The 19,281-nt window shown below is 42.2% G+C and carries 18 protein-coding genes; 12 read left to right on the forward strand and 6 right to left on the reverse strand.

Features of this window, described 5'->3' with window-relative positions; translation table 11 throughout:
• The first annotated feature begins 163 nt into the window (after nt 1-163).
• From C1S73_RS02100 to rmf, 6 genes are all read left to right on the forward strand, one after another.
• Complete coding sequence (locus C1S73_RS02100; protein ID WP_038872971.1) at nt 164-706, forward strand: cell division protein ZapC; 543 nt, start codon at nt 164-166, stop codon at nt 704-706.
• A 512-nt stretch (nt 707-1,218) separates the two neighbouring features.
• Complete coding sequence (gene rlmKL / locus C1S73_RS02105) at nt 1,219-3,345, forward strand: bifunctional 23S rRNA (guanine(2069)-N(7))-methyltransferase RlmK/23S rRNA (guanine(2445)-N(2))-methyltransferase RlmL (RefSeq protein ID WP_038872968.1); 2,127 nt, start codon at nt 1,219-1,221, stop codon at nt 3,343-3,345.
• 22 nt (nt 3,346-3,367) lie between these two features.
• A complete protein-coding gene (locus tag C1S73_RS02110; protein ID WP_038872965.1) occupies nt 3,368-3,619 on the forward strand; it encodes a glutaredoxin family protein in 252 nt (83 codons plus the stop codon).
• A complete protein-coding gene (locus C1S73_RS02115; protein ID WP_038872963.1) occupies nt 3,597-5,516 on the forward strand; it encodes an ABC transporter ATP-binding protein in 1,920 nt (639 codons plus the stop codon). Before C1S73_RS02110 ends, C1S73_RS02115 begins: the two co-directional genes overlap by 23 nt.
• Nucleotides 5,517-5,523: 7 nt before the next feature.
• Nucleotides 5,524-7,257 carry a DUF3466 family protein gene (locus C1S73_RS02120; protein ID WP_038872960.1) on the forward strand — a complete coding sequence of 578 codons (1,734 nt, stop codon included), beginning with the start codon at nt 5,524-5,526 and terminating at the stop codon, nt 7,255-7,257.
• 170 nt (nt 7,258-7,427) lie between these two features.
• Complete coding sequence (rmf, locus tag C1S73_RS02125) at nt 7,428-7,601, forward strand: ribosome modulation factor (protein WP_005532367.1); 174 nt, start codon at nt 7,428-7,430, stop codon at nt 7,599-7,601.
• Between the two features lie 129 nt (nt 7,602-7,730).
• Here rmf and fabA read toward each other — a convergent pair whose 3' ends face one another.
• Both fabA and C1S73_RS02135 read right to left on the reverse strand, forming a co-directional pair.
• Nucleotides 7,731-8,249, reverse strand: a complete 519-nt coding sequence (gene fabA / locus C1S73_RS02130; RefSeq protein ID WP_038872958.1) for a bifunctional 3-hydroxydecanoyl-ACP dehydratase/trans-2-decenoyl-ACP isomerase — start codon at nt 8,247-8,249, stop codon at nt 7,731-7,733.
• A 70-nt stretch (nt 8,250-8,319) separates the two neighbouring features.
• Nucleotides 8,320-9,960, reverse strand: coding sequence for a S16 family serine protease (locus C1S73_RS02135; RefSeq protein ID WP_038872956.1), 1,641 nt, complete (start codon nt 9,958-9,960; stop codon nt 8,320-8,322).
• Nucleotides 9,961-10,171: 211 nt separating this feature from the next.
• Between C1S73_RS02135 and matP the strand changes: the two genes are divergently transcribed.
• The 4 genes from matP (at nt 10,172) to C1S73_RS02155 (ending at nt 12,727) form a co-directional block, all read left to right on the forward strand.
• Complete coding sequence (gene matP, locus C1S73_RS02140) at nt 10,172-10,621, forward strand: macrodomain Ter protein MatP (protein ID WP_038872954.1); 450 nt, start codon at nt 10,172-10,174, stop codon at nt 10,619-10,621.
• A gap of 11 nt (nt 10,622-10,632) precedes the next feature.
• The gene (locus C1S73_RS02145; RefSeq protein WP_038872952.1) at nt 10,633-10,944 is read left to right on the forward strand and encodes a DUF3634 family protein; all 312 of its coding nucleotides are present in this window, start codon (nt 10,633-10,635) and stop codon (nt 10,942-10,944) included.
• A gap of 113 nt (nt 10,945-11,057) precedes the next feature.
• Nucleotides 11,058-11,381, forward strand: a complete 324-nt coding sequence (locus C1S73_RS02150) for a hypothetical protein (protein WP_038872950.1) — start codon at nt 11,058-11,060, stop codon at nt 11,379-11,381.
• A gap of 131 nt (nt 11,382-11,512) precedes the next feature.
• Entirely contained in the window at nt 11,513-12,727 is a 1,215-nt protein-coding gene (locus C1S73_RS02155) for an HDOD domain-containing protein (RefSeq protein WP_038872948.1), read from the forward strand.
• A gap of 95 nt (nt 12,728-12,822) precedes the next feature.
• Here the strand turns inward: C1S73_RS02155 and C1S73_RS02160 are convergent, their stop codons facing one another.
• From C1S73_RS02160 to C1S73_RS02175, 4 genes are all read right to left on the reverse strand, one after another.
• Nucleotides 12,823-13,293, reverse strand: coding sequence for a helix-turn-helix domain-containing protein (locus C1S73_RS02160; protein ID WP_081634806.1), 471 nt, complete (start codon nt 13,291-13,293; stop codon nt 12,823-12,825).
• A 289-nt stretch (nt 13,294-13,582) separates the two neighbouring features.
• Nucleotides 13,583-15,313: an ATP-binding protein gene (locus C1S73_RS02165; RefSeq protein ID WP_038872946.1), complete on the reverse strand. Its 1,731-nt coding sequence runs from the start codon at nt 15,311-15,313 to the stop codon at nt 13,583-13,585.
• Nucleotides 15,303-16,490: an FIST signal transduction protein gene (locus tag C1S73_RS02170; RefSeq protein WP_038872944.1), complete on the reverse strand. Its 1,188-nt coding sequence runs from the start codon at nt 16,488-16,490 to the stop codon at nt 15,303-15,305. Before C1S73_RS02170 ends, C1S73_RS02165 begins: the two co-directional genes overlap by 11 nt.
• 113 nt (nt 16,491-16,603) lie before the next feature.
• The gene (locus tag C1S73_RS02175) at nt 16,604-16,960 is read right to left on the reverse strand and encodes a hypothetical protein (protein ID WP_038872941.1); all 357 of its coding nucleotides are present in this window, start codon (nt 16,958-16,960) and stop codon (nt 16,604-16,606) included.
• Nucleotides 16,961-17,216: 256 nt separating this feature from the next.
• On the opposite strand from C1S73_RS02175, the gene ccoN reads away from it, so the two are divergent.
• Nucleotides 17,217-18,644, forward strand: coding sequence for a cytochrome-c oxidase, cbb3-type subunit I (ccoN, locus tag C1S73_RS02180; protein WP_033006505.1), 1,428 nt, complete (start codon nt 17,217-17,219; stop codon nt 18,642-18,644).
• Between the two features lie 12 nt (nt 18,645-18,656).
• Nucleotides 18,657-19,277, forward strand: a complete 621-nt coding sequence (gene ccoO / locus C1S73_RS02185; protein WP_038872939.1) for a cytochrome-c oxidase, cbb3-type subunit II — start codon at nt 18,657-18,659, stop codon at nt 19,275-19,277.
• Nucleotides 19,278-19,281: the final 4 nt, after the last annotated feature.

Consider the following 19,281-nt stretch of genomic DNA (forward strand, 5'->3'; position numbering starts at 1 on the left):
ATCAATCGCTAAATCGTTGAGAAATCGACGCTTGTTACTAAAAAAGAGGAATTCGTTTCCTCTTTTTTTTTGTCCGTTCGTTTGTAAAATTTAAAAATCATGAGTAGGTAATTAAGCGTCTTACCTCTTATTGCTGTTTAATTAGTCACAAGAGAACGGAATAATGCTTAAACCCAGCGACAAATGGAATTGGTATTTTGACGAGCACAAAGCTTGCTTAATGCTGGATTTAGGGGAGGAAATGATTTTCCAAACCAATCTATGCCGTAAGCTGTTGGTCAATTGCGCCTTCTCAGAAAATGAATTCACAGTTGATGATGCAAGCGCGTTTCAAACATACAACGAACGAATTCGCTGTCTCGACATAAACGAATACCGCCAAGCAGAGTTAACACTTTATTGTGTGGCCGCCAAACGCTTCCACAAACCTGTACAGCCTAAGAGCTGGTTCTTCGATGCTCAAGCATGCGATCACGAACCGGAAGAAGGGGATATGGTTTTCTTAACGAATCAACACTCCGAAGGTGTGTTTATTGTCCTTGAGGCAGGTGATACTTCTAGCCTTTGTGCTTATGTAGGGCAAGAAGAGTTCTTGCTCAATGGAAGTAAAGCACTTGGTTTCGGCCAGCCTATCAAAGTCATGCATGACAGAATGTCATGTGCTAATCACTTATTTATGATGACACCAATGGCAATGGTAGGGTAGTTTCCTTTTTGATTTTCTTTGTATTTCGTTCCTTTGTTTGCATTAATCGACCGTACTAGGTCGATTTTTTTTGCCTAGAATTTTCCAAATCTCTCCTAGTACATTCTCCAAACTCACCCCTAGGTGAGGGGGATTTCGTATCTCATATATGAAGCAGCTCACTTTTATTTCACTTTTTTCATATTAGCGCTTCCTTAAATTAGGCAATTTTGCGCCTAATATTTCACCTTTTATTCCCCTATACGTTCGCTTTGTAAGTAAATTACACAATCAACTCTCGGTTGGTATAGACCAGGTTTGAGGTAAATAAGTATTCACTCCTTCTGGAGAGATTGTTTTTATTAGGTAATGAAAAAGAGACTTATTTCTTGATGACAGGCGTTGTGTTTTGACTTTCAGCGGGAAGGGTTGGTGATGGATTGCGCTAACAAATCGAAAAAGCCTTTAAAAACGAGGCATTGATCGTAAAGTCAGGTATAATCAAAGCCATTTTTTATCGACGAAAGAACACTATGAATCAATATCTCGCGGTAACTTCAAATGGCATGGAAAACTTGCTGGTTGAAGAACTGACTAAACTAGGCATTGAAAACGCCAAACCAGTACAGGCAGGCGTAAAATTTAAAGCAACGAATGAGCAGATTTACCGTTGCTGTTTGTGGAGCCGCTTGGCGTCTCGATTTGTACGTGTTTTATCGGAGTTTACCTGTAACGACGACATGGACCTTTATCTGTCAACGTCTGCAATCAACTGGGTAAACCAATTCCATAGCTCAAAGCGTTTTGTGGTTGACTTCAACGGTACTAACCGCGAAATCCGCAACAGCCAGTATGGTGCAATGAAAGTAAAAGATGGCATCGTAGACTGCTTCGAGAAAAAAGGGCTCCCTCGTCCTAACATCAGTAAAGAGAACCCGGATATCCGTGTTCACGTCCGTCTGCATAAAGACAAAGCGATTCTTGGTGTCGATATGGTGGGTAGTGGTCTTCATCAACGTGGTTACCGTCCAGAATCTGGCCGAGCTCCACTTCGTGAAACGCTAGCCGCAGCTATTATCATGCGCAGCGGTTGGGACACTCACCAACCGCTTTTGGATCCTATGTGTGGTTCTGGTACTTTATTGATTGAAGCAGCAATGATGGCTGCTAACATGGCACCAGGTGTTAAACGTAAACAGTGGGGCTTTGAAGCGTTAGAAGACTTCGAACCTGAGCTTTGGGCAGAGATTAAATCTGAAGCTAATGTACAAGCTCGTCGTGGCGTCAAAAAAGTTGACGCTAAGTTTTTCGGCTTCGATAACGACCCAAGAGTTCTGAAAGTAGCGCAAGACAATGCTCGCAGAGCTGGTGTCGAAGAGTTGATTGAATTCGCTCAGGGTGATGCTGCAACTCTTACCCGTCCGGCTGGTTTCGAAGCGGGCGTTATCGTTTCTAACCCTCCTTATGGTGAACGTCTTGGAACTGAGCCAGGTCTAATTGCGCTATACACAGCATTTGGTGGCCAATTAAAAGCAGAATTTGGCGGTTGTAACGCGTCTATCTTCTCTAGTTCAGACGAACTATTAAGCTGTCTTCGCATGCGTGCTGATAAACAGTTTAAACTGAATAACGGTGCGTTACCGTGTCACCAAAAGAACTACAGCATTGCAGAGCGTAGCGCTGATGAAGTGAAGGGAGCGAACGGTACCACAGTTCAAATCGCACCTGACTTCTCAAACCGTTTGAAGAAAAACATTGGTAAGATTGGTAAGTGGGCTCGTAAAGAGAAGTTAGACTGTTACCGTATCTATGACGCAGACCTTCCAGAATACAACGTAGCAATCGACGTTTACGGCGACCAAATTGTGATTCAGGAATACGCAGCTCCGAAGAATATCCCAGAAGAGAAAGCGAAACGCCGTTTGACCGATATCATCCGTGCCACAATTCAGGTGACAGGTGTTGAAGCGAATAAAGTTGTTCTTAAAGTTCGTGAAAAGCAGAAAGGTCGTAGCCAGTATCAAAAATTAGGTCAGGAGTCTGAAACTCTTGAAGTGAACGAGTACGGCGTGAAGTTGATCGTAAACCTTCACGACTATCTAGACACAGGTCTGTTCTTGGATCATAAAATCACTCGTCGTCGCTTGGGTGAAATGGCTCAGGGTAAAGACTTCCTTAACTTGTTTGCTTATACAGGTAGCGCAACCGTACACGCAGCAATGGGTGGCGCACGTTCGACAACCACGGTAGATATGTCGAATACTTATCTGAACTGGGCAAAAGACAACATGCAGTTAAATGGTCGTGTTGGTCGTCAACATCGTTTTGAACAAGCAGATTGTTTGCAATGGTTAGAGAATGCGAAAGGTGAGTATGATTTGATTTTTATTGACCCACCGACATTCTCCAACTCTAAGCGTATGGAAACTTCATTTGATGTGCAGCGTGATCACATTAAGCTGATGACCAATCTCAAGCGTTTGTTGCGTTCAGGTGGCACGATCGTTTTCTCAAACAATAAACGCCACTTTAAAATGGATGAAGCTGCGTTGGCAGAGTTAGGGCTAAAAGCGCAGAATATTTCTTCGCAAACATTGCCACTAGACTTCTCTCGCAATAAACATATTCACAACTGTTGGTTAGTGTCTCACGTAGAATAAGCAAAGGATTAAAGATAAAAGGATGTTACAAGCGTTCACACTATACAGCACTGAAGGATGCCATCTCTGTGAGATGGCATATGACCTTATGGGTCAGGCAGGTCTCGCCGAACACACAAACATTGTCGATATTGCACTAGATGATGAACTCTTCTCGCGTTACGGCGTCACAATTCCTGTATTAAAATATCAAAATTCTGAGTTGAACTGGCCGTTTAACTTGGAACAACTCAAAAATTGGTTGGAAAATAATGGCATTACTTACCATTCATAATGCACAACTTGCATTTGGGGACCATCCACTGCTTGATAAAGCAGAATTTGCTCTACAAGAAAACGAACGGGTTTGTTTAGTAGGGCGAAATGGTGCTGGTAAATCAACTTTGATGAAAGTACTCGCTGGAGACATTTTGCTTGATGATGGCAAAATTCAAGTGACTCAAGATGTGGTGGTTTCGCGTTTAGAACAGGATCCCCCTCGTAACCAAGAGGGCACGGTTTACGAATTCGTGTCTGGCGGGTTGGCAGAAGTCGGCGATTTACTCAAGATCTACCATGATCTTCTTGATCTTGTTACGCATGACCCGAGCGAAAAGAACATTAATCGTCTTGCAAAAGTGCAAGAACAACTCGACCACTTGAACGCTTGGCGTTTTGATGACCGCGTTAATAACGTTTTGGGCGCTCTCAAGCTGAGTCCCGAAACAAAATTGACGGATTTGTCCGGTGGTTGGCAACGTAAAGCCGCACTTGCGCGTGCGCTTGTATGCGATCCAGATGTATTGCTTTTGGACGAACCGACCAACCACCTTGATGTGACCACCATTGAGTGGTTAGAAGGCTTCCTCAAAGACTTTAAAGGTTCGATCATCTTTATTTCGCACGACCGCACGTTTATCAAGTCAATGGCAACGCGTATTGTCGATCTCGACCGCGGTCAATTAGCATCATTCCCTGGAGATTACGAGAACTACCTTGTAGAGAAGGAAGAGATGCTTCGTGTTGAAGAAATGCAAAATGCAGAATTCGACAAAAAACTTGCTCAAGAAGAAGTGTGGATTCGACAGGGCATTAAAGCACGTCGAACTCGTAACGAAGGCCGAGTAAGAGCTCTAAAAAAATTACGTGAAGAACGCAGTGACCGCCGTGAAGTTCAGGGTAAGGTAAACTTAAACATCGATGATGCCTCTCGTTCAGGCAAGATTGTCTTTGAAGCAGAGAATATCTCTTTTGCTTTTGACGGTAAAAATATCGTTGATAACTTCAGCTTCAACATTATGCGCGGCGATCGTATTGCACTAATTGGTCCTAACGGCTGCGGTAAAAGTACCGTGCTCAAGCTGCTATTAGGTCAGTTAGAAACTCAAGGCGGCCGTTTGCATTGCGGTACAAAACTCGAGGTGGCTTACTTCGACCAGTACCGAGAAATTCTCGATCCTGAAAAAACGGTTATCGATAACCTAGCAGACGGCAAACAAGAAGTGATGGTTGGTGGTCGCCAGCGTCACGCATTGAGTTATTTACAGGATTTCTTGTTTGCTCCGAAGCGTGCTAGAACGCCAGTTAAAGCACTTTCAGGTGGTGAAAAGAACCGTTTGTTACTTGCTCGTATATTGTTGAAACCAAACAATTTACTTATTCTTGATGAACCAACTAACGATTTGGATATCGAAACGTTGGAACTTTTAGAAGAAATGCTTGCCAATTATCAGGGTACGTTACTATTAGTTAGCCACGATCGTGAATTCGTCGACAACACAGTAACGACCAGTTGGATTTTTGAAGGTAACGGCATAATCGAGGAGTTTGTTGGTGGTTATCACGATGCAAGACAGCAACGTGAACAAGCTCTCGCTTCGCGCAGCTCGGTTGAAAAAACAGCGAAGAAAGAGAAAGTGGTTGAGGAAACTCCCAAAACTACGCAACCTAAGAACAACTCGAAGAAGTTATCGTATAAGCTGCAAAGAGAATTAGAAGCTCTTCCAGCTAAACTAGAACAATTAGAGTCGGATATTGAGGCACTACAAGAACAGGTGAATGACCCATCGTTTTTTGCCAAATCTGTAGAAGAAACTCAACCGGTATTGGAACAGCTCACTGCTGTAGAGCAGGAGTTGGAAATCGCATTCGAGAGATGGGAAGAACTCGAAGCAATGCAACAGGACAGTTAAGAATTCGATGAATTGTAGTAACAAATTCAAATTGACCGCCGTCGCGATGATGGTTGGCACGGCAATGAATGCGAATGCAGCATTGTATCAAGTGGTTGAGGTGGATCCTGGAGTCAACGGGGACAATATTGATTACTCAACAGCTTATGGTGTCGCGATCCAACAGGGGGATGTAGAAAACCCTGGTACAGATGCTCCGTATGCCTTAGGTTGTTTCAACGATTCAGCAGGGTGTACAGCAGAACAATTCAAGCTGGCTCTCGAGACTCGTACAACACCGTTATCTGCAAGTGAAGCCGTTGATGGTGTTAGCTACCGAGAGGAAGTGCCTTTTGCGATGGACTCTGGCTTCTATTATGTACAAGAATATGACGACTTCGAACGCTATTGTTACAACGAACGTCGTTATTCAACATGTGAGTCCTGGGCATCAGTTCATTGGCAGCCATGGAGTAAAGAGCTAAGTAAAGACTTTACAACAAATGCTTTTGCATTCGTCGAAGGCGATGAAAACGCTTACGAAAACAAATACAACAATGTAATCAATAGTCTTACTGCTGATGGTCAACCCGTTGGCAACCAAAGTGTAGTAAGCGATGCTGACTCTTCTGAATTGGAAACAAGAAACACGGTAGTAGCTCCAGTGCCTCCAACTATCGTACCAAGTAGTGATGAGGCTGTCGTTGTTGCGAGCCGAGCATGGCGCACCGATGACACATTTACAGTGGGTAGCATCTCAGAACAAGCAACCAACGATAATGGTACACACCATACCTCAAAAGCGGCAATTTGGGATGCAACTGGCACGGTAAGTCAGGTTGATTGGCCTAGCAACACTTCCAAAGACGGCGAGCGTTTAGCGCAAGGCAGCATGCGTGGTGTTGTTGAGGATGGAAGTATTGTATACGGTGTCGGTTACAACACTTACTCTGATGACAACTACATGAATGCGACTGTCTTTGTTGGTACATTGCCGACAGCAGGTTCTATCGCAGGCGTTACTTGGGAAAATAAACAAGTTAGTGGTGCACAGCAACGTATAGATGGTGATACAGTCCATTCAAACTCTCGCTTAACCGACGTCAATGACAATTTTGTCGCCATTGGTGAAGCAAAACGTTCCGGTGGTTATTTAATGCCAACAGGCTCTGCTCCTAATCGATTGTTTATCGTTGATAACGTGAGTGCTGAGTCTGTTAGTGCGTTTTATCCAACAACAGGGATTTTCTTCAGTGGCGCCGGTGGTCACATGGGTGGTATTAACGCTTACAATGAAATTGTGGGTCAGTTAGATGCAGAGGCCACTCGTGAAGATGATGGTAAACCTCGCCGTAAACGTGGTTTCATTTATCCGTATACCCAAGATGGACAGCTGACAAGTGATCGTTCTACAACACTATTTGATGGTAAGCCATGGTTCTTAGATAACTTAACGAATGGTGGTGATCACTCTGATGAGAACAATGCATTCCGTATCATTAATGCTACGGACATCAACGATGCAGGCGTAATTTCCGGTACAGCGATGATGTGTAGTGGTGGCTATAAAACGACCTCGCATAACTCGTCATGTGATGGTGAAGAGAAGATCGTTGCCGTTAAGCTAGTTCCAATTGCTGGGGCAACGGCTGCTGATATTGAAACGCGTAGCGTTGAAGAAGATTCGGCAGAACGACAAGGTGCGGGTCTAGGTTGGTTGGCTTTGACCATGCTAGGTTTGTTCGGGTTCCGTAGAAAATAGTCAGTATTTTTTAAATCAAGCAGAGGCTCACAGAAATGAGCCTCTGTTTTTTTATGCCTTGAGAAAATCCTCAAATTGATCGATTCTTATAAGTGGAGTCATAAAAGCTCCATCAAAGTTTCACAATATCAGCTGTACGTTAGTAAATGGACCTGTATGAGGAATTAACTATGAAGAGACAAAAGCGTGATCGCCTAGAACGAGCTCAATCTCAAGGCTATAAAGCTGGGTTGAATGGGAGGTCTCAAGAGGCTTGTCCGTATCAACAAATTGATGCTCGGTCATATTGGTTAGGTGGTTGGCGTGATGCCAGAGATGAAAAACAATCTGGTCTCTACAAATAACTCTCCACATACAAACAGAAGGATTTGAAAAGGCTCTTTAAGAGCCTTTTCTACATTTGTAACGAGGATGAATGTAGAAATGAAAAAGGCCCCAAAAAGGAGCCTTAAGAATAATCTGTAAGCAGGAGATTAAAAGCTAGAAGTATCTTGGAATAAACCAACTTTCAAATCTTTCGCAACGTAGATCTCTTTACCATCAACACATACACGACCATCAGCTAAGCCCATTACAAGCTTGCGGTTAACAACGCGTTTCATGTGGATTTCGTACGTTACTTTTTTCGCTGTTGGTAGGATTTGACCAGTAAATTTAACTTCGCCGACACCTAGAGCACGACCTTTACCTTTGCCGCCAACCCAACCGAGGAAGAAACCAACCAGTTGCCACATTGCATCTAGACCAAGACAACCTGGCATTACTGGGTCGCCAGGGAAGTGGCAATCAAAGAACCAAAGATCCGGAGTAATGTCCAACTCTGCAAGGATCAAACCCTTACCGAAATCCCCTTCAGTTTCAGACATTTTACTGATGCGATCCATCATTAGCATGTTCGGCGCAGGAAGCTGCGGATAACCAGGACCAAACAGCTCTCCTTGGCTAGAGGCTAAAAGATCATCACGGTTATAAGAATCACGTTTGTTTTGCATTATCAATTACTCCAATTTTTGATAGCTGCATCTTAGTGAACACGTGTACGCTAAACAACTCCGATCAGTACTAGACAAACCAGTTTTTGATGCGCTCCACAATTCCTAAAGGATGCTCATGTCTTTCAAAGTTTTCAATACGTTCGGCGATCTTGCCAATGATGCTGTCATCTTCACCACGGAATGGCTTCGACATCAGAATTGGGATAGCTTCATCTACCGTAGAAACCGACCAAATATGGAACTCGCCATTTTTAATGCTTTCTATTACATCTTTGTGTAGCGCAAGGTGTTTAAGGTTTGACTTAGGTAAAATAACCCCTTGCTCCCCGGTAAAGCCTTGGTGCTTACAGACTTGGTAAAAACCTTCGATTTTTTCATTTAAGCCGCCAACGGCTTGGACACGGCCAAATTGGTCAACCGCGCCGGTAACCGCAATTTGTTGGTCAACGGGAGACTCAGACAGGGCACTCACCAAACAGCACAATTCCGCTAATGAGGCGCTATCGCCATCAACCTCACTGTAAGATTGCTCAAATACAATAGATGCAGAATATGGCAGAGGCTCATCAAGGTTTAACGCCGAGCTCAAGAATGCTTGCATGATCATCATACCTTTGGCGTGCAAGTTACCGCCTAATTCCGCTTTTCGTTCAACGTCGGAGATGTCACCATCACCAAAATGAATCACACACGAAATGCGAGCGGGCTCTCCGTAAGAAACAGGGTGTCCGGCCATATCAATAACGGTTAGGCCATTGATCTGCCCAACTTGTTCACCGGTAGTTTCAATGATCACTTGCCCATCAAGAATGTCGTCAACGGCGCGTTGTGGTAGATATGACTCACGATAGTATTTGTCATCAATGGCAGCATCAATCGATGTAAAATTGATAGTGTCACATTCAGTATATTGACTGGCTAAACTAATCAATTGATTGTGCCAAAGAACACCAAGAGGTAGGTAATGTTGATCTTCCGTATAACGCATACCGGCAAGCATTAAGCGTTTAAATGCCGAATCGTCCAAACTAGGGTGCTGATATTTTTTACATATCCAATTCACTAAGCCGAAATAAAGAGCGAGGCTACGCTCAGAGATGTGAATATCTTCTTCTACTTCGGTGTACATAGTCATTCCCGTAGAAAAATCGCCATCTACAAACTCAATCTCTGCCAATTGAGTTCGGTCACCTGTGATGATCAACTTAACGTCATAATGCTGAGCTACAAAAGGAGAGGATGCAATACGATTCGGGGTTAAGTTAATCGGAGCAAAAGCTTCCCCTTGTATCGCAGCTTTCACACTCGGCCATCTTACTGCGTTTGCCAAAATGAGGTTAGCAGGAACGATTAGATAGCCACCATGAGCCTTCGATAATAAGCCATTCTCGAAAGTTGATTGACCTTCAGTATTGACGCTATATCGATCAAATAGATCTTTTGCGTCTAGAGACTCTGTTGAAACCACTGGCAAAGACGCAATATCGATTACAGCTTCTCGAACGAATTCACGGTAAATTGCATTATCTGCGCAGTTTACGAGTAGGACTCTTGTGAGGCCATTTACCCGAGCAAATCGACTCAACGTTGCCGTCAAGCGAGGTTGTAGGTCAGTAAACGTCTTTGCAGGGAGAAATGGGGCGGTTTCTAATAGTGCTTCATATGGCTTAAATGAAGGAGTTACGTCTTGCCAGTCAAGTTGGTTCATTAATAATCGTCTTAATTCAATGTTGAGTTCATTATAACGAAACGTCCTATAACTCCATAGCGAGAATTTGAGCAATATAAAAATACTGAATATTCATATGATTAAACCTTCGACAAATGAGTGATCAACATCGATACTTTATGGAGTTTTAATTGCTGTATAGCAACATCTGGGTTACGCTGTCACCAGATGTGTTTTAAGGGTCGAAAGGATGAAATATCAGCAGCTTGAAAATCTAGAGTGTGGTTGGAAATGGAAATATCTGATCAAAAAATGGAAAGATGGTGAGTCGATCACCAAGTATATTGATACCAGTGAAGCGGATGCTGCCGTTGCAGAACTACGAAAATTAGAACATGAACCAACTTTAGTGCTTGCTTGGATTGAAAATCATATGTCTGAAGAGTTAGAGAATAAACTCAAACAGGCAATTCGTGCCAAGCGTAAGCGCCATTTCAATGCTGAACAAGTTCATACCAAAAAGAAATCGATTGATCTTGACTATCGAGTTTGGGAGAAACTGTCAAATCGTGCGAACGAGTTAGGTTGTACACTCTCTGACGCAATTGAATATTTACTCTCAGAAGCTTCTCGCAGTGAGAAGGCCAGTCAAAAAGTAACCTCGATTAAAGAAGATTTAAATAAACTATTGTCTAGTTAATGGAGTATCAAATGCTTTATGTAATCTTGATTGCTGCTGTTGTTATTTTTTGGCTTATCGCTGTAGATAGACCTGTCTTAAAAATATCGTTTGAGAAAGGGCACATTACAAAAGTGAAAGGTCATATTCCTCCTTCCTTTAAACACAACTTGCAAGACATTGCTGAGCATGACCCTTTTGATGGTGAGATGAAAGTTTATAATCAGCGAACAGGAATGCGTTTGACCTTTTCGAAACAAGTTCCGAAGAAAGTGCAGCAGCGAATTCGTAACGTCTTCCCTCATCAAGGCTTTAAGTCAAGCAAAGGGAAAAAAAGAGCTTAAGAAAACTATCAGTTACTTATTCTTGTTAAATGGGGCGCATTAATTGCGCCCCGTTTTATATCTATTAAGTCAGTAAGTTAGAGTTTTTCTTTTATGAATCATAAGGAAGCTCCATGCGATACACTGTCACTTTAATCTGTTTTTTAATTGGGGTATCAGCCGCGAAAGCCGATGATTCAGAGACGAACCCCATTGCAAAGAAAATTAAAACAGAATTGCAAAAGAAGACCAATAGACGATTTGATAGCTATGAAGGTTATTGTGACCTAATGATTGAGATGGAGCATAAAGGTAAGACTGCGAAGATTAAAAAAGTAAAGGGAAGTGGTGATAAAAGCGTTTGTAAATTTGCAAAATCAAACTTAAAAATTGGTAAACGATATCGTTATAAGTTTGCGGAAAAATACATACGACTTCACATAACAACGGGTGATTAGCATTCACTAATAATATTTCGATAACTTGGATATATTTATAAGTGGAATTAATGTCACATTCCATTTACTGCTTGTGTCTTTATAGATAAACTTGCCAACAGGAAAATAAAAACAACGTTAGGAATAGCAGTTTGTTGCTCACGCAGAAAAACTATACACCAGAAGCAATGGACATCGCAGTCAAGGTATCGAAAGAAGTCGAACTTAGACATGCCAAGTGGCTAGCTAGTATGAATCACCAAGTGGATCAGTCACAAGTGGATAAGCTCCTTAGTTTACAGGGGCGATATTGTGACGACGTGATCTTTAGTGAAGAAGACAGAATCACGCGCAACCAAAGAATACTTCTCATGTGCGAACAAGAGCGAGTAAAAGAAAAGCGCCAAATTGTGGAAGACAAGCAGAAAACACTGCAAAAAGTCATCAGCGATGTATCGAAAGTCGCCGATCGAATGTTAATGAAAAAGCTTGAAACGCTTCCAATTGATAAATTATCGAGCATTATACCCGCATTTGAGCTGTTCGCATCGTTTGCCTATTCTCCATCTCTAAGCTTTTCAAAACTGACAGACTTGGCTAACAATAGCCATCAGCTAAGCTCAACGATTATAGACCTGATTGAAAACTCAAGACTGCGTGAGCGAGGAAGTGCTGCTAAAACTAGTTCAGATGCAAGAGTCGCGATTGGTCGCCTTGGAATTGAAAATTGCCGCAAACTATTCCCAGTTTTAATGACGCGCCCAATGATGAGATGGTCAGATAGTAATACTAAAATCCTGACTCCCAAGTTTTGGCAACAATTGGTTTTGACTGCCAACGTCACCAAAATGCGATTGGAATCGGCAGATGTTCAAGATCCCGATTGTGGTGTTTTGATCGGAACGCTTCGTAGCTTAGGTAGCATCGTATTGATTAATCACTTCACAGATACGTTTGAAGACGCACTCATTGAAGTCATGCTGAACTATAGAAAAACGAACAGGAAAGATGAGTATTATGCCTGTGCAGATGTCCGACCAAATTCCGCTTTCTTGCCTAAAGTCATTGTCGATATGGAAGCGCTGGTGACTAAAAGACTTTTAGAAAACTTTCAATGGCCGAAGAATGTAGAGCATATAAAAGTTGCCGTTCTTGAAGACATAGAAAGCAAACCAATTTTAGAGCGTAGTGTCTATGGCGCAGCATTAGCGCAGGCTAGGGCATATGCAATCTATGATGGATTATCAAGAAGTGCAGTATTTGCAGAAAAGCACAAACCATTTTGGTTTGCTAACGTCCAGATATCGGCGGAAGCATTATCATCAATTAGAATGAGTGCTCCAGGGAAGATGACGCTCATGATATAAAGAAGCGACAGTGTCACAAAAAGTTTGAAGCGACTATATCAAGTCGCTTTTTTAATGTCGTAATAAATAGAACTGAATAAGATAAGGTTACGGCGTCACGATCCTTCAAACCAATCGTGGTGAGAGCCATCAATTTGAACGAGCTCGCCTAAACAATCACGTCGGTAAAGAGGTTGGTAAACTCGGGGCTTGCGTTTAGAGTGTGTGACCCAAAGTCTGTCGGCGATCATCCATTGACGCAGAGTCTCTTTAGATACAGCGATGTTGTGTTGCTCTGAGAGTTTTTCTAGAGCGAGCGTTGGTGAGAAATCAGAATAATACTTGTGGATGATCTTAAGTATTTCAATTTTAAAATCTTCAGAGTAACGTCGGTTACTTGGACGACCACGAGCTGCGTGCGCGAGACTTTGAGCTCCTAAAGTGGAGAGTCGATTGAGTAAACGCCGGATATGACGAACAGACACATTTAAAATAACTGCAGCATCAACTTGACGTAATCGCTTTTCACGGACGTCAGACAGAACCTTAAATCGATAAATATCTTTTTCACCCATCGTAATCAACATCGGTTAAAGCCTCAAAAGCAAACAATGTTGTTAATCTTAGGAGGACATTTTAAAGTGGCTAAAACCGGACATTACTAAATTGCTCTAACAGATTAAGTGCGCATTATGTATATTATGTTAAATGTGCTACAGGCGTACGCCAAATCTTCTCTACATTGGTCTCCTATCCCTCTCAGATTTCAAATTCAGACATCGGTTGTTAGGTTCATTAAACATAATGGTGATTTACCATAAAATACTTAATATAGATCTTAATAATCTTGCGATTGTTAAGATCTATATTAAGGAGCTATGCAGTTTCTACTAGTGACTGAATCACTTCGTAAATATCTTGCCTGCGAACTGGCTTTGAAATGAAGCCATCCATTCCGGCCTTCAAACACATTCTCTTATCACTCTCCAACGCATGGGCTGTCAGAGCAATGATGGGAATTGAAATCCTTTTTTTTCTGATAAGTCTTGTCGCAGTTATGCCATCCATTACCGGCATTGAAACATCCATGAGTACCATGTCGAGTTCTTGGCTATTTTGCTCCAAGAATTTGATGGCCTCAGATCCGTTGTTTGCTATACAAACATTATGTCCCAACTTATTTAGAATCAGTTTGATCACCAACTGATTTGATTCGGTATCTTCGACAATAAGTATATTCAGAGCCTTCGATGGTCTGTTCGCTTCAATCTTTACTGGGCGCTCTTGGTTATTACGTGTGAGAACTGGAATCCTTATAGAGAAATGAGACCCGACATTTTCTTTACTGCTCACGGAAATCGAACCACGCATCATTTCCACTAAATGTTTGGTAATTGCAAGCCCCAAACCTGTACCACCAAAACGACGCGTGATTGATCCATCACCTTGATGAAATGCAGTAAATAAGTGATTCAATTTTGCCTTTGGAATACCTATACCGGAATCCATAACTGAAACTTTAAGTTCGTTATTTTGTTCTTCGACCGTAACATTAACTTCACCAAAGTCAGTGAACTTTATGGCATTCCCGATCAGGTTGAACAACACCTGAGAAAGCCTGGTGGAATCTATCCAATATTGTTTACTTTTTTCTAATCCGAAGCTTAAATTAAAGTTCAAATTTTTACTGGTAGCTACTTGTTTTTGTTGGGAAATAACAAATGTTACAGCGTCACTCAAATCAACCCACTGTTCATTTAATTGAAAGCTGCCCGACTCTATCTTAGATAAATCAAGGATGTCACTGATGATCGCTAATAGGAGTTCTGCCGAGCATTCCATTTGATCAAGGACTTCGGACTGGTCATCGGTAAGCATGGATTGGCGCAGTATATCTAACATTCCCAATACCGAGTTTAACGGCGTTCGAATCTCATGACTCATCATGGCAAGAAATTCAGATTTCGATTGGTTTGCCTTTTCCGCTTCTTCTCTTGCTCTGGCGAGTTGAGATGTACGCACGTCAACGATACGTTGTAACTTCTCTTTGGTTTCAATATCTATAACAGCGCGTTCAATTAAGGGGCTAAAGCGTCTTAATGTCTCTTTGTTCTCGATGCTAAAATGCCCTTTTTGAGCACCGATCAATAAGATGATATTTTGGGTTACCTCGGTTCTAATCCCAGTTAAGACAACTGAATTAACATGGCTTTGTATGAAGCTGTTAAGGTTTTCAAACTCACGTAACCTTAGCGGCTCAAACAGTAAAATACACTCACCGTTTAAAGCTCGCTCGGAAACGCTACCCTGTAACCAATCTAAGTTATCGAACACACTATTTGTAGAGATTAAGGTTTTAAATGCGTCTCTAGTATGGTCTCGAGTGATCACGATGAAGTCATCAAAATTGATGTACTTTTTAAGTACGTTGTTAAGGCCGGAAAATATCTCGTGTCGATTTCGAGCCTCACTCATTGCAGAGATAGCAGATAGAATGGCTTTGTTTTCATCTGCCAGAAGTTTTTCTCGTTGCCTTGCTTCTTTAAGTTCGACTAACGCTTCTTGCAACGCTTCTTGTTGATATATCTCTAAATATTTATTTTTCATAAGGTTTATGGAAAATCGCTGATGATATCATCAAGTTTCCATGTCCATTTTCACCACCAATGAATCTTCCTTGCTCACCAAATGTGAATGGGCAAATAAAAGGCAGGTGTTCTAATTCTTGGTTAATTTGTTCGCAAACACTGTTTATATCTTGCTTTAAGTGCAACATAGGACCAGCACAAAAGATATTGATCACACCTATTTTTCGAGACTCTTCTAATTTTTGATTAAAAGCGGCATTAACAACCCTTGCAGCTCTTGCAATTAGATGCTCCCTACTCCCTTTCATTAGCGTTAATTGCTCGCCTTCTTCGATAGTTGTGAACAACTCGATGCCACCGTGTGAGGTCTCGCGAATGGGATGGGACAGCTTGTAATAAGGCCTTTCATATAAGTACCCGGCAACACGACCTAACGGGTAAGCACTGGCATTAGTAAACAGAAATTGTTCGTTATCTGGTTGATTATTTTGGTGGTTTGTCCATCTTCGATAAACATCTAGTGCTGGCTCACCGTCAATTTCTAATAAACATCGGTTATGGGTTTTCGTTGCAGTTCCCGTAATATCCGTTGGGGAATGCCCTGCACTAAACGCAATATCGACAGGTTGAGATGAATAAAATAGTGTTAAGCTAATGCCAGCTTTTTCACTTCCTTGCGTGGTTATAATAGACCAGTTCCCTTCTATGTTATTGTCGGCAGAAGAGCCGCCAATAATGGGAACCAAAGTACCAAACCGCTGATCGATCGCTTCAATTACAGCCTCTTCATTCCCTGGCGTGGCATGTAAAAGAATAAGGTTGGGTACCTCGCCGACCCGGTTAGCATGAGATAAGGCCATGTTCAGCGCTTCATCCACATAAGTATCGACAGAATCACCACATTTCGAAATTCCAGTACCATAGGAATGTGGTCCCGAATCATAGATAGCCAGAACGGCGATGACTGGTCCACGATGGTAACCTTGGTTGGTCATAATTGCCTGACACGAGCTCGCACCGTGGAGAGACTGTTTAGGAAACAGCTCTCGAAACGCTGATTGAATAGCACGGAAGTCATACTCCTCTGTGTAATAGCAGATGAGGTGAGAGAGGTTCTCTTCAAAGAGTTCCGTGCGAAATTTCTTAATCGCTAAATATTCGTCTGTAATATGAGTAAATAATGATTGGCACTGCATACGAGTTTAATTATTGTGTGATCTTTAACCGTTATACCATTACGACAATATAGCGCTAGACAATAAAGTAATAATTGTATAAAGAAGCGTCATTATCTCGCGTCAGATCTGATTTATAAATGAACTTGGACAATGTTTTCGCTTATTTTGAAATTAATTACTCGAGTCTCAGAAATATCACTCCAATTACTCTGGCGATATTTATCCGACAGATCTATAAATTCACCAGATTGATTTAGATCAATTTTTATACTGCCATTTTCTATGCTTTCGATCGAAAAGCCATCAGAACCCTTGTTTATCGTGATTTTTTCTGTTCCGATTGTTACATCACATCGTTGTTTTTGTGAACAATCCACAACGCTACTCGTCTCATAAGTAAAGGTTCTCCAGAAAAATGCACCAATTAAAAGACTGAGCATGATTAAGATTTGTGCAAGTCTTGCCTTTGTTAACTTTTGTGCAGCCATAATTCCTAATATCCTTGTTACAAACTTCAAACTTTTTAAATAAAAAATGATTTCCAGAGGCCTAGTAAGGTTACTACTCTGTCATTGAATTGTTAATTCAAGTATAGTGACTCGCTGAAAATGCCACTTTTTATTAAAGTCAGCAATGGAAATAAAGTGATGATAACACTTAAATTCTAGAGTTTACTTGGGTGGTGTTACGACGCAAGTCGTGTTGGAAGTAAAGTGTAGTTAATTAGAAATTGGAAGCATGCAAATGAGCCAAGTAAAGCAGCTTGAACAAAACTACAACTATACAGTCGTTCGCCAATTTACCCTTGTGACCATTTTATGGGGCATAGTTGGTATGGCTGTTGGTGTTTTGATTGCCGCTCAATTAGTTTGGCCACAGCTAAACTTTGATACGCCGTGGTTGACGTACAGTCGTTTACGTCCACTGCATACTAATGCGGTAATTTTTGCGTTTGGTACCAGTGCTCTGTTCGCAACATCTTATTATGTTGTTCAGCGCACCTGTCAAACACGTCTTTTTGGTGGCCCACTCGTTGCCTTCACCTTTTGGGGATGGCAAGCAATTATCCTAGCCGCAGCAATCACCCTACCTTTAGGTTTTACCTCAGGTAAGGAGTACGCTGAGTTAGAATGGCCTATTGATATTGCAATCGCGATTGTATGGGTATCTTACGCGGTCGTGTTCTTTGGAACATTGGTCAAACGTAATACGTCTCACATCTATGTGGCTAACTGGTTCTTCGGGGCCTTTATCCTCACAGTAGCAGTACTTCACATCGTGAACAGTATGGCAATCCCAGTATCGCTTGGTAAATCTTACTCGATTTACTCCGGTGCCGTGGATGCGATGGTTCAATGGTGGTATGGACACAATGCGGTAGGTTTCCTACTAACCGCTGGTTTCCTTGGTATGATGTACTACTTCGTCCCTAAACAAGCTGAACGTCCTGTTTACTCTTACCGTTTATCTATTGTTCACTTCTGGGCACTGATCTCTCTGTACATTTGGGCTGGTCCTCACCACCTGCATTACACAGCACTACCTGACTGGACTCAGTCTCTAGGTATGGTGATGTCTTTGGTTCTATTTGCTCCATCTTGGGGTGGTATGATCAACGGTATCATGACGCTGTCTGGTGCATGGCATAAGCTTCGCTATGACCCTATCCTACGTTTCCTAATCGTTTCGTTGTCTTTCTACGGTATGTCTACCTTTGAAGGTCCAATGATGTCTATCAAGACTGTAAACGCACTATCTCACTACACCGACTGGACCATTGGTCACGTTCACTCCGGTGCTCTAGGTTGGGTTGCTATGGTTTCCATTGGTTCTGTATATCACCTTGTTCCTCGTCTATTTGGTCAAGAGCGCATGTACTCTGTTAGCCTAATCAATGTTCACTTCTGGTTGGCAACTATCGGTACAGTTCTTTACATCGTAGCAATGTGGATTTCTGGTGTGATGCAAGGCCTAATGTGGCGTGCAGTTAACTCTGACGGCACACTGACTTACAGCTTTGTAGAATCTGTAGAAGCATCTTACCCGTTCTACTTCGTACGTTTCTTAGGTGGTTTCATCTTCCTATTCGGTATGTTCTTAATGGCATACAACACGTACAAAACAGTAACGGCGCCTAAAGAAAGCCTAAAAGCTATCCCTCAACCGGCATAAGGAGATTAAAGAATGAGTAATAATTCGAATAATCGCCACGAAATCCTAGAACGTAATGTCGGTTTGTTGGCAATTTTCATCGTCTTTGCAATTAGTTGGGGTGCGCTCGTAGAAATCACTCCTCTAATTTTCCAGAAGCAAACGACGGAGCCTGTAGAAAACCTACGCGCTTACACTCCTCTGGAAATGGAAGGTCGTGATATCTACATCCGTGAAGGTTGTAACGTTTGTCACAGTCAGATGATTCGTCCTTTCCGCTCTGAAACAGAGCGCTACGGTCACTACTCTGTAGCCGGTGAAAGTGTTTGGGAACACCCATTCTTATGGGGTTCTAAGCGTACTGGTCCAGATTTGGCTCGTGTAGGCGGACGTTACTCTGATGAGTGGCATCGTGTTCACCTTATTGATCCTCGTGAACTAGTACCTGAATCAAACATGCCTGGTTTCCCTTGGCTAGAAGAGAACGTACTAGACGGCAAACTGACGCAGAAGAAACTAGAAGTATTCCGCAACCAGTTCGGTGTTCCGTACACGGATGAACAAATCGCGAATGCGGCTAAAGATGTAGAAGGTAAAACAGAGATGGATGCAATCATCGCTTACCTTCAGTCTCTTGGTCATGCAATGAAGTAAGGGG

The sequence above is a fragment of the Vibrio jasicida 090810c genome, from assembly GCF_002887615.1.
GTDB lineage: Bacteria > Pseudomonadota > Gammaproteobacteria > Enterobacterales > Vibrionaceae > Vibrio > Vibrio jasicida.

Excerpts from the sequence above, each read along its gene's own strand:
- C1S73_RS02100 (WP_038872971.1), top strand. The coding sequence starts at position 164 with ATGCTTAAACCCAGCGACAAATGGAATTGGTATTTTGACGAGCACAAA.
- rlmKL (WP_038872968.1), top strand. The coding sequence starts at position 1,219 with ATGAATCAATATCTCGCGGTAACTTCAAATGGCATGGAAAACTTGCTG.
- C1S73_RS02110 (WP_038872965.1), top strand. The coding sequence starts at position 3,368 with ATGTTACAAGCGTTCACACTATACAGCACTGAAGGATGCCATCTCTGT.
- C1S73_RS02115 (WP_038872963.1), top strand. The coding sequence starts at position 3,597 with ATGGCATTACTTACCATTCATAATGCACAACTTGCATTTGGGGACCAT.
- C1S73_RS02120 (WP_038872960.1), top strand. The coding sequence starts at position 5,524 with ATGAATTGTAGTAACAAATTCAAATTGACCGCCGTCGCGATGATGGTT.
- rmf (WP_005532367.1), top strand. The coding sequence starts at position 7,428 with ATGAAGAGACAAAAGCGTGATCGCCTAGAACGAGCTCAATCTCAAGGC.
- fabA (WP_038872958.1), bottom strand. The coding sequence starts at position 8,249 with ATGCAAAACAAACGTGATTCTTATAACCGTGATGATCTTTTAGCCTCT.
- C1S73_RS02135 (WP_038872956.1), bottom strand. The coding sequence starts at position 9,960 with ATGAACCAACTTGACTGGCAAGACGTAACTCCTTCATTTAAGCCATAT.
- matP (WP_038872954.1), top strand. The coding sequence starts at position 10,172 with ATGAAATATCAGCAGCTTGAAAATCTAGAGTGTGGTTGGAAATGGAAA.
- C1S73_RS02145 (WP_038872952.1), top strand. The coding sequence starts at position 10,633 with ATGCTTTATGTAATCTTGATTGCTGCTGTTGTTATTTTTTGGCTTATC.
- C1S73_RS02150 (WP_038872950.1), top strand. The coding sequence starts at position 11,058 with ATGCGATACACTGTCACTTTAATCTGTTTTTTAATTGGGGTATCAGCC.
- C1S73_RS02160 (WP_081634806.1), bottom strand. The coding sequence starts at position 13,293 with ATGTTGATTACGATGGGTGAAAAAGATATTTATCGATTTAAGGTTCTG.
- C1S73_RS02165 (WP_038872946.1), bottom strand. The coding sequence starts at position 15,313 with ATGAAAAATAAATATTTAGAGATATATCAACAAGAAGCGTTGCAAGAA.
- C1S73_RS02170 (WP_038872944.1), bottom strand. The coding sequence starts at position 16,490 with ATGCAGTGCCAATCATTATTTACTCATATTACAGACGAATATTTAGCG.
- C1S73_RS02175 (WP_038872941.1), bottom strand. The coding sequence starts at position 16,960 with ATGGCTGCACAAAAGTTAACAAAGGCAAGACTTGCACAAATCTTAATC.
- ccoN (WP_033006505.1), top strand. The coding sequence starts at position 17,217 with ATGAGCCAAGTAAAGCAGCTTGAACAAAACTACAACTATACAGTCGTT.
- ccoO (WP_038872939.1), top strand. The coding sequence starts at position 18,657 with ATGAGTAATAATTCGAATAATCGCCACGAAATCCTAGAACGTAATGTC.